The sequence below is a fragment of the Anabaena lutea FACHB-196 genome (assembly GCF_014698305.1).
GTDB classification, from domain to species: domain Bacteria; phylum Cyanobacteriota; class Cyanobacteriia; order Cyanobacteriales; family Nostocaceae; genus Anabaena; species Anabaena lutea.
The window spans coordinates 1-15,549 of the sequence record NZ_JACJST010000048.1; the positions used below are offsets into that span (position 1 = coordinate 1).

A 15,549-nucleotide genomic window follows, 5' to 3' on the forward strand; every position below is an offset into this window, starting at 1 on the left:
GGACTTCCTGTAGCAAGATTTAAAGAACTAAACAGTTTTACTTGATGATGACCTAACACCCATAACAACTTACTTGTCAATGTAATAATTGTTGAATCAATTGGACATATTGCATATTTCTCACGTAACTTTTTTTGGGCTTTATTCTGGAATAATTGATTTATTTGAAATTGACGGCGTATTTTTACCACCAGAAACAGAAGGTGCAGGAATTGTATATTTCTGCGAAGTCCAATTCCAAAAAGATGAAATACTCTACGAAAGAGTATTTGCCGAATCTTCGCTATATTTCTACCGCAACCGTGCTAGATTTAGCGATTGGCAAGCAGTGATAATTTATCCATCTCGCAATACAGAACAAAGTGATATTTATCCTCATCGGGGATTTCTCAACAGTGACCAAGTACATCGGGTATATTTAGATGAATTGGGAGATATTCGGCAATTACCTGTATGGGTAGCATTGATGGTACTAACTACCTTAGAAGAAAGTCAAGCACCAGAAGAAGCCCGCTATTTGTTAACAAGAACTAATCAGGAAATACCATCGCCATCAAGTCGCGCCATAATAGAGATGATCACGACAATAATGGTGTACAAGTTTGAACAACTCAGCCGCAGGGAGGTAGAATCTATGCTAGGAATTACACTCAAAGAAACGCGAGTTTACCGGGAAATCAAAGAAGAAGGACGGGAAGAAGGAGTAGAAGAAGCAACAGTTAATCTGGTTATCCGACTATTGACTAAGCGGTTTGGAGAACTATCGGGAGAAATACGCGCTGCAATTTCTGCTTTACCATTACCTGTGCTAGAAAATTTGAGCGAAGCATTGTTAGATTTTACCAATTTGGCTGATTTACAGGGTTGGTTAGCAGCGGTTAAAGATTAAAGATACTGTATTTGGATCACGGAAAAAAATTAAAAAAGGGTTTTGTCCACAGACATCACCCCTAATTACAACTGCAAAAATTCCCAATTAACTAAACTCGATAGTATCCACAAACACTAAAATATGCTGCTTAATGTCCTCAGCTTCCTCCTCAACAGAACCGGGAGTGTCACCATTAAAAAAGCTGCGCTGGCTGCTAACTATATACAAAAATTCCCCATTGACAAAGGCTAAAAGCCCTCGATAAGCATCTAATCTGATGGCATTTCCGTTATTTTCTTGTTTAGAAATTGTTGAACCTTTAGGCATATCGACTAAGGTATAGTAAGACCCCTCCGCTATATCTTGCAAATATTCGGTATACTTGACCTTAGCACCTGGGACATTGGCAAAAATCGCCTGGGGTAAATACTTATCTACAAGAATTGAGTGCAAATATTTTTCCTGTCCTTTAGCCTCGATTTCCTCTACATATTCTGAAGGGAGAGGGTAATAATCAATTCTTAGCAAAGTTCCGACATCATCAGAAAAGCCAACTATTCCTTCTTGACTTTGAATTTTTCCCCCTTGATCTGGGTTAACCGGTATGGGAACGATAAAATTACCCAAGGGTGACTCATACACCTGCTGACCCAGGTCATCAACTATGATTGTTTGATATTCGTCTTCTGCGTATTCTTCATCTTCTTCGGCTTCTTGAATAGCGGCTATCACCTCTTTGGTAATTTCCTCCGCTTCTTCATCTTCCATCTCTAAAGCTATCTGTAGTTTTTTCAGGTAAGACTGCTTTTGTGTGGGGATACTCAGATCCTCGTCTAACAGCATAATTACCCCAGCAGCAAAGCCATCCAGCACTACATCATCTGCCAGACTAGCATTAGCGGTATTAAACAGAGGTCCGAGTCCTTCTTCTGCTGCGATCGCTATTAGTCTATCAACTAACTCTGTCATATCCTCTTCTGAGTATTCGTCGAAAACCTCGAATTCCCAGAGAATATCTGCTAAACTGTCCGCATCTATGTCTTCAATGGAAGAATCAACTATGGCAGTAATAACTGCGATCGCTGCTACTGCCTCTTCTGGACTTAGTGATTCTTCTGTGGTTTCTTTTGAGCTAAACACCTGATCATACTTTGTCATAATTTCTATCTCCATCAAGGGCTTTTTAGTAATAACCGATAACACACAAGTAACAATTGTTAGTTTAGCAACCCACGGGACATTCTCCAGATCAGGTTGACTAAATTTTTTTTGTAAACTAAATCAGGTATGTATCTGTTTCATTACTTATTTGGTTGAGAAATACGCGCTTCAATATCTTCCAATGTGCGTAACAATAGACGAGTTGCTTGCAATTGCCAACCCCATTTCTGAATTCTAAAAGCTGCCACCGTTCCCAGTATGGCGGCTAATAAGCATATCGGTTGATTGAGAGAAATCCCAAATAACAAACCCAATCCAGCAATTCCCCAAAACGGTAAAGCTGCGGCTTGTCTTTGTTCCTCCACTATTTCTGCAATTTTACTAGATTGCATAGTAGCTAATAATTCTGCTTTAATTTGCCGCTGTTCTGCTAATGAGACTGATAAACCGATTTTCCGCCGCATCTTTTCCATCTTCCGGGCATCGGTGCTGTACTCAGTTAGCTCATCTTCTGCCATTTTTAGCAATCGTTCTAGTTGTGACATGGTGTATTAGATTTACTATTCTCTGTACAGTTATTATCTCGAATAATTGTTAATTTTTCTTAAAGAAGCAAAAAGTTAACCAGTTGTGAATTGGTTAACACAACCTACGTGTAGACATATGCCTTTGGCATTACCCTAGAGTAGGAGTATTAAACCCGTTTATTTCTGATAAAATCACCAATGACTAATTACTAATGACTAATGACTAAAAAATGGTTCAGAATGGGAATAGCAGGGATTTTTATCCTCTCAGTTGCCTTACGTTTTTGGGGACTGAATCGATTTAACACTTTGGTATTTGATGAAGTTTACTTTGCCCAATTTGGCAATAACTATCTTACTCGTACCCCATTTTTTAATGCTCACCCACCGCTAAGTCAATATATCATTGGTATTGGTATTTGGATTGGTAATCATATACCCTTTTGGCACGATACAGTCAATGGGTTGACAGGTTCTTTATTATCCCCTTGGAGTTATCGTTGGGCAAATGCGTTTACAGGTTCATTTATTCCCTTAATAGTTATTTTATTAACTTATCAATTAAGTTATCGTCGTAGCTTTGCTTTATTAGCCGGATTATTTACAGCTTGTGACGGCTTGTTTTTGGTAGAATCTCGTTATGCTCTCAGTAATATCTATATAGTTATCTTTGGTTTAATCGGGCAATGGTTTTTATTATTAGCTTTGGAAAAGCAAAATAAACAGCGTTGGTTTTGGTTAGTTTTGACTGGAGTTAGTTTTGGTGCATCAGTCGGTACTAAGTGGAATGGCTTATGGTTTCTTGCAGGTGCTTATGGAATGTGGATAGCAGCTTGGATAATTCGTTGGCTGCAATCTTTTTCACCGTCACCCCGCGTTCCCTTATTCTTTTATTTGTATCCCTTAAATTCTACTGCTGAATCTCAAGTTAAAACAGACGATATTACTATTCAAACCCCACTGCAAAATCTCACTCAAATTAATATTTTCCAGATGATATCCTATTTAGGAATTATCCCCGCAATCATCTACAGTCTGATTTGGATTCCTCACCTCCAACTAGATACCAGGTATGGATTTATAGCGGTTCATCAAGAGATTTTGAAGTTTCATCTTCAGTTAGGTGGTAATAGCGCTAGTGTACATCCTTATTGTGCAGCTTGGTACAAATGGCCATTATTAACTCGACCAATGGCTTATTATTACCAAACTACTCAAAGTATTAAAGATCCCCTCCCTGTATTTGGGCCTCCTTTACCTGCTGGTGCTGGGAAAATAGTTTATGATGTCCATGCCATGGGTAATCCTTGTTTATGGTGGTTTGGCTTGGCAGCAATTATATTTTTAATAGGAATGCTGTTTGTAAAAATAGTTTTACCAGGGATACAGCAAAAACGTGTTTTTATTTCTAAAAATCTCGGTGTTGATACTTGGATTGCTTTATATTTAGTTATTAACTATGCAGCTAATTTCTTACCTTGGGTGAAGGTAAATCGCTGCGTGTTTATCTATCATTATATGTGTGCGGTGGTATTTGTGTTTATAGCGATCGCTTGGTTTGTTGATCAATGTCTTCGTAGTTATCATCGAGAACTGCGTGCGCTTGGTGTTACAATTACATTCATCATTATCGCTGCTTTTATTTTCTGGATGCCTATATATTTGGGTTTACCCATCTCTGCTGATGGTTATAGAATGCGGATGTGGTTTAACTCTTGGATTTAATTTTTACTTAACATAGCTACATAAAAACTGTTTATTTAATCGCCTGTATTTTACATTTCTTATCGGTATTCAGTAAAACTGCCTGTTACACTGAAACCAGTTGGCAGATGAGGGTAACTATACCCAATGACAAATGAGAAGTAAAATGATATTAAGCAAGACAAAAAAATTAAGCTTAGTGGAAATGGCGAATTAGCTAAATAGCTCATTTAATTTCTTGCCGAGACAAATAGGAAAATTATTACAGCGTCGGCATCTTTCTGAATAATCTGCAAATTAATTTAATTAAAAGCGCTAAGAGAGTTACATTTAGGTAGAATACTAACCCTGACAGGTGAGAAAATCTATCGCTAACTCTAATCTTGACGCACCTAGATAATAGAGGGTAATCGAGATGGATATAGGGTTACAAGTGCAGAATGTGAATGTTACCAGCTTGAAAGAAGCACCAATTCATATTTCGAGCAAAATTCAACCTCATGGTATTTTGTTAGTTTTAGAAGAACCAGAGTTAAAAGTATTGCAAGTTAGCAATAACACCTTAAATATTTTCGGAATTTCTCCGGAAAATATGCTGGGTAAAAAATTAGAAGATTTAGTAGATCCGTTCCAAATAGAAAGAATTAAATCGGGTTTATCAGAAGAAAATCTAGATTTTATTAATCCTACCAAAATTTGGGTTAGAAGAAAAGGTGATGAATATACCGTATTTGATGCAGTATTTCACCGTAACACTGAAGGGTTTTTAATCCTGGAATTAGAACCTGCTATTTCCCAAGAAAATATTCCATTTTTAAGCTTTTATCATTTAGCAAGAGCATCCATAAATCAACTAGAAACTACTAAAAATCTCCGAGAATTTGGTCAAATCATCGTCCAGGAAGTCCATAAAGTGACAGGATTTGACAGAATAATGTTATATAAATTCGATGATGACGGACATGGTTCTGTTATCGCTGAAGAAAAAATAGAAAGTTTAGAACCTTACTTGGGTTTACACTTTCCAGAGTCAGATATTCCCAAACCGGCCAGAAAATTATTTATTTCCAATTCAATTAGATTAATCCCAGATGCTCATTCTCAACCTATAGAAATATTTCCTGTCAATAATCCTTTAACTGAGCGTCCGGTTGATTTAACGCAATCTAGTCTCAGAAGTGCAGCATCTTGCCATACAGAATATTTACATAATATGGGTGTGGGCGCTTCTTTGACCATCTCTTTGATTAAAGACCAAAAACTTTGGGGATTGATAGCTTGTCATCATCAAACACCCAAATATGTTTCTTATGAATTGCGGAAAGCTTGCGAATTCTTGGGAAGATTGATATTTTCGGAAATTTCTGCCAGAGAAGAAACAGAAGATTATGACTATCGGATGAATTTGACATCTATTCAATCACTCTTAGTTGAATATATGTCCCAAGAGGATAACTTTATTGATGGCTTGGTAAAAAAACAGCCCAATCTTCTGGATTTAACTGGTGCTAAAGGAGCCGCAGTTTGTTTTGGGGGAAATTACACCTTGATTGGTGAAACTCCCAAAGAAGAAGACTTAAACTTTTTAGTGGAATGGCTCAAGAATAATATAGAAGACGAGGTATTTTATACAGATTCTCTTCCTAGTCTATATCCAGATGCTGTGAGCTTCAAAAATGTCGCTAGTGGTTTGTTAGCTATTCCTATTTCCCAGCGGAATTATGTTTTGTGGTTCCGACCGGAAGTGATTCAAACTGTGAATTGGGGTGGTGATCCTCATAAGGCATTTGAAGTTAGTCAATCACATGGAAATTTACGTTTGTGTCCACGTAAATCATTTGAATTGTGGAAAGAAACAGTCAGATTAACATCTTTACCCTGGAAATATGTAGAAATTAGAGCAGCTTTAGAACTGCGAAAGGCAATTGTAAATATTGTCCTGCGTCAAGCTGATGAATTAGCTCAATTGGCGCAAGATTTAGAACGTTCTAATGCAGAGTTGAAAAAATTTGCCTATGTCGCTTCCCATGATTTGCAAGAACCACTCAATCAAGTAGCCAATTATGTGCAACTATTAGAGATGCGCTATGAGGCAGAACTAGATGAAGATGCGAAAGAGTTTATCAATTATGCAGTCGAGGGAGTGAGCTTGATGCAGACGTTAATTGATGACGTACTAGCATATTCTAAAGTTGATACCCAAGCGATCGCATTTCAAGTTACAGAAGTAGACACAGCCTTAGAACGCGCTCTCAGCAATCTACGCAAACGCATTTCCGAAACAGGTACTATTATTACCCATGACCCCTTACCCACAGTCATGGCTGACAGTACACAACTAATGCAGCTATTTCTGAACCTGATAGGTAATGCCATCAAATTCCGTAGTGAAGAACCACCGCAAATTCATATAGGTGCAGAGAGACTAGAAGATGAATGGTTATTCTCAGTGCGCGATAATGGCATTGGCATAGATCCGCGATTTAGCGATCGCATTTTTATTATCTTTCAACGCCTACACACAAGGGATGAATATCCCGGCACGGGTATGGGCTTGGCAATTTGTAAGAAAATTGTCGAATGTCATCGGGGGCGGATCTGGGTTGAGTCCCAACTCGGACAGGGCGCAACCTTCTACTTTACCATTCCAGCCGGAGGACGTGAGCGTGAGCGTAGAAACGGAAGAAACACACAAAATAATCTTTTTAGTTGAGGATAATAAAGCTGACATCCGTCTGATTCAAGAAGCATTAAAAACTAGTACATTACCCCATCAGGTAGTGACAGTCAGAGATGGCATAGACGCTATGGCTTATCTCCGTCAAGAAGGCGAATATGCGGATGCACCACGCCCAGACCTGATCTTACTAGATTTGAACTTACCCAGAAAAGATGGACGAGAGGTACTAGCGGAAATTAAATCAGATCCCAAACTCAAACGCATTCCTGTGGTAGTGTTAACAACTTCCAAAAACGAAGATGACATCTACCACAGCTACGACTTGCACGTAAACTGCTACATCACCAAATCTCGTAACCTCAGCCAACTATTTCAAATCGTCAAAGGGATTGAGGAATTTTGGTTTTCTACCGCTACGTTACCATTAGAGTAAGACAGAGAAGCAGGAGAGAAAAATTATTGTTCAGGACTCAGCAATCAGAAATTAGAGGGGGATTAAACCAGGAAATTATGGCTGCGAGCTACTCAGTAAAAATCTTGTTGATTGAGGACAACTTGGCAGAAGCTAGGTTGTTACAAGAGTTTCTCAAGCAAGCCCAAACCAAAGAGTTTAGTTTAGTTCATGTCCAAAGATTACGAGACGCATTTGCAGAACTAAGTCAGCAAATCTATGATGTAATTTTGTTGGATTTAACCTTACCAGATAGTCAAGGATTATCATCTTTACCACTGTTGATAAGTCACGCTCCTAGTACACCAATTGTTGTTCTCACAAACACCAACGATGAAGAACTCGCAATTGAGGCAGTGCGACAGGGAGCGCAAGATTATTTAGTTAAAAGGCAAGTAAATCCAGATGTATTAGTGCGTTCAGTCCGATATGCAATAGAAAGAAAACAGGTTTTAGAACAATTACGTACAGTCAATCAAGCATTAGAAAATAGGGTTGAAGAACGAACTGCTGAACTGGTAAAGGCGAAAGAAATTAATCAATTCAAATCTGAATTTGTCTCCATGCTTTCTCATGACATTCGTAATCCTTTAAATACTATTCTCTTAGCTGCTGGATTGCTACAAAACAGTGATGAAAAATTAACTAAAGAGAAAAAAGTAAATCATTTGCGGATGATTCGCTCTGCCATCAAAAATATGGCACAGTTATTAGATGAAGTTTCTTTCATGGGTAAAGCTGATTCTGGTAAATTACACAGTCAACTCAGCCGCCTAGATTTAGAAGCTTTTTGCCATCAAACCCTAGAAGAATTACATTTAACTGCTTTAGATAAGCAAGTTACTATAGAGTTCACCAGTTTTGGCGATTTTAAGGACACCCTTTGGGATGAAAGCTTATTACGGCATATTTTAGAAAATTTGCTCAGTAATGCCATTAAGTATTCTCACCCTGGCAGCAAAGTCAAATTTGAAGTAATTAGTCAAGAGAAAGTAGTCACTTTTCGGATTCAAGATTCGGGAATTGGCATCGCCCAAAATGACCAAAAACGATTATTTCAACCCTTTATTCGGGGAGAAAATGTCGGCAGTATTTCTGGAACAGGTATGGGTTTAGCAATTGTCAAAAAATGTGTTGAAGCACATGGTGGTGAAATTTATGTTGATAGTCAAGTTGGTATCGGGACAACATTTACTGTGACGTTACCATTGATAAAAATGTAAGATTTTGTAATCATAGAAAAGCTGAAGTTGGAAATTCAAACTCAGCCGAATTTTTTTGATGAATTTGACGTAAAAAATTGGCTGGCATTGTTAATTCTACTCCTAAAAAACGTAGGTTGGGTTAAGCGAAAGTGCAACCCAACAAACCCAACAAACCCAACATTTTATAATTTTCCGTTACCGCTGCATTTAATTAAGTTTGTTTGCTGGTTTTAATGGTGCAGATTGGTTAAGACTGCGGAAATATAAACCACCAATTACCAGCCAAAACAGGATATATGCTACAGCCTGCGCTAGATACAATTTTTGGTTATAACCAAATAGAGTTTTTAGCAAAATTCCCGGAAATTGTTTATCAGGTAAGATGTCTGAAAAATCCCAAATCTGAAAACCTAAAACACAAGCATTACTTCCTCCTTGACAAATATTCAGCGCATTAATTTGGTTAAAAGCCATAACTGCGGCATCAAAATGACGAAGAGCAGAAATTACTAAACCGGAGACTATGATTAATAGTAATATCCCCATCCATTGAAAAAATTGACTGAGGTTAATGCGGATACTCCACTTAAATAAGAGCATTCCAATTAACACTGCTATAGTTAATCCTCCTATTGCTCCCAGTACAGGTATTAAACCCGATTGAAATTGAGCAACAATAAATAATGCTGTCTCTAAACCTTCTCGAAAGACAGCAATAAAGATTAAGCTAAAAATTGCCCAAGCTGCTTTTTGATCTTCATTCAAAGCACTGGTTACAGAAGTTTGAATTTCAGCTTTGAGGAATCTTGCCTGTTGTGTCATCCAAATTAACATCCAACTGAGCATAGAAATTGCTATTAACCCTAATCCCATTTCAAACAATTGCTTGAAAACTGGTGCATAGAGTAAATCAGACGTTTGCAATCCTTGGATAGTTAAATTGAGAATTAACCCAACTACAAAACTAGCTATTACCGCAGTGATAACACCTAAATATATCCAGCGATGTAATTTTTGTTGTTGAGCTTGCTGTAAACAAGCAAAGACAATGCCTACCACTAAAGCGGCTTCTACACCTTCGCGTAAAGTAATGAAAAAAGTCGGTAATGCAGCACTCCAATTCATAGGACATTAATTATTTTTTGGTATTTTGGCTATTTGTCTGAATCAGGATATCCAGGATTTAAGGATTTACAGGATGTTTATTTTGCTTCAGATTTATTGCATTTAAGCATATTTTAAATTTGAGAATTTTTGGATATTATTTATCATTTAGATTAATGCTCTCATAAGTCCATGCTTTAAATACAAAACTCACATTCTGTAAATCCTGATTCTGACAATTAAAATTCTAACTCATGAAAATTTCTAAAAATTAATCTTCAATAAATCACACTAAACTAACATCCTGTAAATCCTTAAATCCTGGATATCCTGATTCAGACTTAATAATTTTCTGTAACCTTTAAATGTTACAGTTTAAAAGTTTCGACGTGAGATAAGAGTGAGAGAAGAGAGTCCCCTAAACCTCCCACCCCGAACAAACACAACCCCCCACCCGGACACCAACCTAGTGCCGCCAGGAGCCTCGACCGGGGCTACGGGGAGGTGGCCTTCTGGTGCTGCTTTATCAAAAGTAATATCTTTGTAGCCCAACCACGACCAGAACAACCTCCATCCTACTTTGTCTCCAAACTTCTCCCAGATTTGTTTGTTGTATGTCAATAATGTTCCACCCAAACCTTGATAAATCCGTTTCTGCACAGAAAACCCGAATCTACCATTACTGTATTTTACCCACAACTGGTCAATGGTGCGGAGGTCTTCACAGGGAAAATGATCAATACTTTCAACATCTAAAAAACCCCAGAATTCCCGCTTCGCAATCGCTAACATCACTCGGTTTGTTTCCTCGTCTGCTTCTTTCCACTTCCCCGCAGCAAGTAAATCTTGCAGTTTCCTATAGTCCATTCCTACGGCTGACTTTAGTGATACCAAGGAACTAGCGGCTGGTTTAACTTCCTGCTGTTTTTGAGCTTGTAATTTAGCTTGCTCCGCTGCTTGTTGTTCTTGTTGTCGTTTTTCTTGTTCTAAACGTTGACGTTCCAGTTCTTCTAGTTGTTTAGCTAGAACCGCCATATCCTGCTGCTTTCTCACTTCAACAAGCATACGACTAGCATCAGGATGTCTATAACTTTGAGCTTGTTCAAAATCAGCAATGGAACGCTCATAATTACCATTTTCTAAATGATAAATTCCACCATTATAGAAATCATCAGCTTTCTTCTGAAGTTCCACAGTTTCGCTCAATAAACTCGCTACTTTTCTCACTCCTTCTGTATCTCCCAATCTGGCTAAAAACTGTTTTAATTTTTCTAAATAATCCTTATCTTGTAATGTCAAAAATGACCGCGTAGCTTCCAGTAAATCAAGGAAAGTATTGCTGTCTTTTGTAACACCTCGTAAAGATAACCAATACCGAACAGAAGAATTTAATTGTTCCCTAGCCCAAGACTGATCAGACAAATGACTTAAACTATGAGCTAAATCTAAAAATAATTCAGGAATCAAAGCCGATCGCTCATTAGCAAGAGATTGATAAACCCCTTGATAATTAGAAAAAATTCCGCCAATTATCTGCTTATCCCCCACTACCAAATCAGATAATAATTGAGGTAATAAGGGGGTCTCATCATAATGAATGAGATAATGAATATCAATTGTGAGACCTGCAAATAAAGCATGAACTGTAATCAAAAACTGATAAAAAACATCAAAATCTTTATTGTTTATCTTGTAGCGACGCGATAAATCGCTAGTATCAATACCAAAGATTTTTAGTTGTTCCTCCTCTTCTAATATTTCTAAATTGTGAGTATCCAATTCATTAATTAACTTAGGATTTTTTCCCATTTGAATAAGCCGATCTCGATCTGGTTTCCACTTAATAGCACGCGATTTAGCAGAGTCATAAAGAATATTTGTATAAGGTAATCGAGCTAAAGCCGTTCCATATTTATAGGTAGTGTCTCCATAACCCCAATAAGCAACCCGAAAATTAAGATAATCCCCTTCAATTTCCGATTCCAAAATCACAAGAGGCTCAGATTTTAGCATCTCAAAAAGCACTTTAATACTAGAGCCACCATGATATTTATTACTATCCCAAGCCCCATCTAAAAATTCAACAGGTCTGATTGGACTATGGTGAGAATAGTTTTTATCTAAAAATTGTCGTAAACCCTGAGCCAAAGTATTCTCCATTTTGGGTACTTGAGTTGCACTGCCAAATTTATCAAAGTTCACCTCTGGAGGGGCAATAATTACTTTCAAAGGAGGGCGATTATTACTGACAGGAGAGTTGAGAATTAAAGACGGAACAATTCTCAGCGGCCAATGCTCAAAAAGTTTATTAACTTCTGGTAATGCTAGGGTTGTCTCTCGCTGTTGAGCAGCTATTTTTAATTGAGTTTCACGGGTAAACTCTGCTAACTCTAGTTGCAGTTGTTTCTGTCTGTCAAATTGTTCTAACTCAAATGCTTTTTTTAGTTCGTTTCTAAGCTGCTCTAATTTTAATTGTGTTTCCTGATTTTTATCGGCTACTTGTAATTGAGTCTGCTGATTAATCTTACTTGCCCATACTTGACAGCCACCAGAAATTAAGCTGGAAAAAATAGATATATCTGTCATAGGTGATTTTTCCGGTTGATTGGGTTGTGTTGGAATTGGTAAATCTGACATATAGTAAGGTTATAGAAAGTAATAAGATTTATGTCTTTAAACCTATTAAAAAATCTGCTAATTTTGACATTATCAAAATAACTCTAATTTATCAAATTCAGCAGATACTAAAATCAGAAAAAATCTCATGATTGATTCAAATTTTCAGCCGCTTTTTGATGGTAATAGTCCGCCTCTTTTTGCAATGAATCAGCCATATCAAAAGACCCATCATTTGCCCAACTTGCGGCTCTATCCTCGTAATGTTTTGCCCAAGCTTCATTATTAGCCGCTTCTGCATAATCTGGTGTCGCCTCACGAGGTATCACGTCAGTATGAAAATTGCTTGTGGATAAATGACTTTCAAAACTAGGCGTTTCAATATAAACAGAATTATGCAAATTATCAAAGTTCGACTGGAAATCAGCACCAGAAAAAGAAACGCAATCAGAATGTAAAATTGTGCTTGGATGTAAATCGGTTAAAAAATTGTGAGAATGTTGATCAAGTCCCTGAGAGATTGATTCAACATGACTGGAATAATTTGAATTTAAATCGTGATTGAGATCACTGAAATTTTGCGCTGCATGATCAATGACCTCATCCGGGAAATGATTATTACCAACGATTTCCCCATGATTTAATGCGTCCATCTGATTAACCCTTTTGTTAGTAAAATACAGTATAAAATAATTATAACTGCAATTAATTACTGAGTGCAACTACTTATCGTTTCACAAATAAAGCCCGATACACAGGTTCACCTTTCTTTTGTGTGGCTATTTCCCGTTCTGTGGGAACTGGGAGAGGGTTTTCTGCTAACCATTCCTCTGTACCCATTTTCTCAAATGCTGGGTGTTCAGAAAAGCGATCGCACATTTCCACAGCAATAAATTTTTGATCAGATTGGACAAATACAACTCCTCCCACCGCCAAATAACCGGCTAATTCTGCAACTAACTCTGGTTGCACTACACGTCTTTTAGCATGGCGGTTTTTAAACCAAGGATCAGGGAATTGAATGGTTACACGCTGTAAAATTCCTGGTGTTAAAGTCGATAAAAGAGGTGTTAATGAGTTATTAACATTGCAAAATAAATAATGCAAATTTGTTAAACCCAACTCACAACGCAACCTATTGGCATCTACAACCAAAGGTTCCCGAATTTCCAAACCTAAAAAATTCCAGTTTGGTTCTACTTTTGCCATCTCTAGTAAAAACCTGCCCCTAGCACAACCAATATCTAGGTGTAGGGGCTGATTTGGCTGTGGATAAACCTTCTCCCACTCTAGGGGATTCGCTGGTATCTGATACTTGTTAGCAAGTGGGTTAACGTGTTGACGAACTCGAACAACTGCCAAAATCAAATCTCCTTGATGTAAAAAAATTCAACATAAATGTGTACAAATATTAAGTCTGACTGCTGATCCCCAGCCAGCCAAAGCAAGAGTTATACTTTGGGAAAAAGAGTATTTGCTCTTCTGCTTTTTAACATTTTCTTAAATCAATGAATAATATCAATTTTCGTTTTGCCATAGTTAGTGACTTACACATTGGGCTTCCCCATACAATTTGGGATCATCCTAGCCGCTTTCATCTTGTTGAAGTCAGTATTCCAGCCTTTGAAAGTGTACTAGAACATTTAATCCAACTCGATTTAGATTTTCTCTTGATTCCCGGAGACTTAACCCAACACGGTGAACCAGAGAACCACGCTTGGTTGCAAACAAAGTTATCTCAACTTCCTTTTCCTGTGTATGTTGTTCCTGGTAATCATGACGTTCCCGTGTTAATGGCAAATGAGCAATCAATTGCTTTCGCTGATTTCCCTCACTATTACCGCAAGTTTGGCTATGAAAACCCAGAGCAACCTTACTACAATTGTCAATTATTGCCAGGAGTGCGGCTGATAGGTCTAAATTCTAACTCATTTGATGACCAGGGTAAGCAGATCGGACGTTTGGATGAAAAACAACTCAAATGGCTAGAATCAGAACTAGCAGCGATTGGGGATGAATTGGTTTTGGTAATGGTGCATCATAATGTGGTTGAGCATTTGCCTAATCAATCAAACCACCCCATGGCAAATCGCTATATGTTAGAAAATGCACCAGAGCTATTAGATTTATTACGTAAACATGAAGTTAGATTAGTCTTTACAGGGCATTTGCACGTTCAAGATGTAGCTTGTGCAGATGGAGTATATGATATTACTACTGGTTCCTTAGTCAGCTATCCTCATCCTTATCGTGTTCTCGAGTTTCAACGGGATCAAGTCGGTAAGGAATGGTTACAAATTGTATCTCATCGAGTAGAATCAGTTCCCGATTTTCCCAACTTACAGCAGTCATCAAAAGAATGGATGGGCGATCGCTCTTTTCCCTTCCTGATCAAGTTACTAACTTTACCACCCTTAAACCTACCATTGGCGCAAGCAAAAGAACTAGCCCCTAATTTGCGAGACTTTTGGGCAACTATAGCCGATGGAGATGGAGTCTTAGACTACCCTGAATTTCCCCTAGAAGTACGTCGCTACATTCAAAAATATGGTGCAGTTAGTCATACTGGTCATCCTACCGCTATTGATAACAACAGTAGATTGTTAATTGGTGATTGGTGATAATACATCTTCATAATAGATAGAAATGATCGCTATTTTGGGATTTTAATTATATGATAGCGATCGCTCTTTTTTATTCTTTTCACCAATCAATGTTGGAGGTAATTGTGCATCAATCCAAATTTTCATGCTGTTAATCTCACAAAATCAGTGCGTCTAGCAGCAAATATCAAACAAGCTTGAATATCCTCTATTTCTAAATCGGGAAAATCTTCTAAAATTTCATTGACAATGCAAGGACGACCTCCACATTGACCAGGTATTTGTGTAATTCTAGTTAATAGTTCATTCATTGATTTAATTAAAGGTGATAATCAGGGGAAACGCATCTAAATTATGTTGACAAAATGTCATATTAGTGTATCTAAACAGAGAAAAACATAATAATGGAATTGAAATGCTTATTAAGTCCTTTATTAATATCCTAAAATTTTCATAAATTTAGAGTAATTAGTTATTTTCAATAATGAGTTAATTTTGTTCATTTCTATATATTAATTCTCTGAATATCTAGATTGTTTTGAGAATCTGGTGAGAATAAATTATTTATGTTTATCTAAATATTCTGATTTTTATCAGATACATTCTAAAATCTTCTCTAAATATTCA

Annotated in this window: 13 protein-coding genes and 1 pseudogene; 6 read left to right on the forward strand and 8 right to left on the reverse strand. The window is 37.4% G+C overall.

The window, feature by feature from the left end; translation table 11 throughout:
- A pseudogene (locus H6G59_RS26460) lies at positions 1-167 on the reverse strand (IS4 family transposase); the annotation flags it as partial.
- On the opposite strand from H6G59_RS26460, the gene H6G59_RS26465 reads away from it, so the two are divergent.
- Complete coding sequence (locus H6G59_RS26465; protein ID WP_242038989.1) at positions 110-889, forward strand: Rpn family recombination-promoting nuclease/putative transposase; 780 nt, start codon at positions 110-112, stop codon at positions 887-889. The pseudogene H6G59_RS26460 and the gene H6G59_RS26465 sit on opposite strands and share 58 nt — an antisense overlap.
- Before the next feature lie 87 nt (positions 890-976).
- Here the strand turns inward: H6G59_RS26465 and H6G59_RS26470 are convergent, their stop codons facing one another.
- Together H6G59_RS26470 and H6G59_RS26475 are read right to left on the reverse strand one after the other, a co-directional pair.
- Positions 977-2,029, reverse strand: coding sequence for a tellurite resistance TerB family protein (locus H6G59_RS26470; protein WP_190720888.1), 1,053 nt, complete (start codon positions 2,027-2,029; stop codon positions 977-979).
- 143 nt (positions 2,030-2,172) lie between these two features.
- Entirely contained in the window at positions 2,173-2,577 is a 405-nt protein-coding gene (locus H6G59_RS26475; RefSeq protein ID WP_127052406.1) for a hypothetical protein, read from the reverse strand.
- A gap of 201 nt (positions 2,578-2,778) precedes the next feature.
- Between H6G59_RS26475 and H6G59_RS26480 the strand changes: the two genes are divergently transcribed.
- The 4 genes from H6G59_RS26480 (at position 2,779) to H6G59_RS26495 (ending at position 8,617) form a co-directional block, all read left to right on the forward strand.
- Positions 2,779-4,284: a dolichyl-phosphate-mannose--protein mannosyltransferase gene (locus H6G59_RS26480; protein ID WP_190720906.1), complete on the forward strand. Its 1,506-nt coding sequence runs from the start codon at positions 2,779-2,781 to the stop codon at positions 4,282-4,284.
- Positions 4,285-4,678: 394 nt separating this feature from the next.
- On the forward strand, positions 4,679-6,976 hold the full coding sequence (locus tag H6G59_RS26485; RefSeq protein WP_190720920.1) for a sensor histidine kinase: 2,298 nt from the start codon (positions 4,679-4,681) through the stop codon (positions 6,974-6,976).
- A complete protein-coding gene (locus tag H6G59_RS26490; RefSeq protein ID WP_190720923.1) occupies positions 6,930-7,376 on the forward strand; it encodes a response regulator in 447 nt (148 codons plus the stop codon). Before H6G59_RS26485 ends, H6G59_RS26490 begins: the two co-directional genes overlap by 47 nt.
- Positions 7,377-7,453: 77 nt before the next feature.
- Positions 7,454-8,617 carry a hybrid sensor histidine kinase/response regulator gene (locus H6G59_RS26495; RefSeq protein WP_190720926.1) on the forward strand — a complete coding sequence of 388 codons (1,164 nt, stop codon included), beginning with the start codon at positions 7,454-7,456 and terminating at the stop codon, positions 8,615-8,617.
- 189 nt (positions 8,618-8,806) lie between these two features.
- Here H6G59_RS26495 and H6G59_RS26500 read toward each other — a convergent pair whose 3' ends face one another.
- The 4 genes from H6G59_RS26500 to trmB all read right to left on the reverse strand — a co-directional run bounded on the left by H6G59_RS26500 (position 8,807) and on the right by trmB (position 13,681).
- Positions 8,807-9,724, reverse strand: coding sequence for an FTR1 family iron permease (locus H6G59_RS26500; protein WP_190720929.1), 918 nt, complete (start codon positions 9,722-9,724; stop codon positions 8,807-8,809).
- Positions 9,725-10,078: 354 nt separating this feature from the next.
- Positions 10,079-12,340 (reverse strand): GUN4 domain-containing protein, encoded by a 2,262-nt coding sequence (locus tag H6G59_RS27915; protein WP_422603184.1) that lies wholly within the window; start codon positions 12,338-12,340, stop codon positions 10,079-10,081.
- A gap of 125 nt (positions 12,341-12,465) precedes the next feature.
- Entirely contained in the window at positions 12,466-12,972 is a 507-nt protein-coding gene (locus H6G59_RS26510; protein WP_190720932.1) for a hypothetical protein, read from the reverse strand.
- Positions 12,973-13,045: 73 nt separating this feature from the next.
- Positions 13,046-13,681, reverse strand: a complete 636-nt coding sequence (trmB, locus tag H6G59_RS26515; protein WP_190720935.1) for a tRNA (guanosine(46)-N7)-methyltransferase TrmB — start codon at positions 13,679-13,681, stop codon at positions 13,046-13,048.
- A 146-nt stretch (positions 13,682-13,827) separates the two neighbouring features.
- Between trmB and H6G59_RS26520 the strand changes: the two genes are divergently transcribed.
- Complete coding sequence (locus H6G59_RS26520) at positions 13,828-14,940, forward strand: metallophosphoesterase family protein (RefSeq protein WP_190720938.1); 1,113 nt, start codon at positions 13,828-13,830, stop codon at positions 14,938-14,940.
- 125 nt (positions 14,941-15,065) lie between these two features.
- Here H6G59_RS26520 and H6G59_RS26525 read toward each other — a convergent pair whose 3' ends face one another.
- Positions 15,066-15,242: a DUF433 domain-containing protein gene (locus H6G59_RS26525; RefSeq protein ID WP_422603187.1), complete on the reverse strand. Its 177-nt coding sequence runs from the start codon at positions 15,240-15,242 to the stop codon at positions 15,066-15,068.
- Positions 15,243-15,549 lie beyond the last annotated feature (307 nt).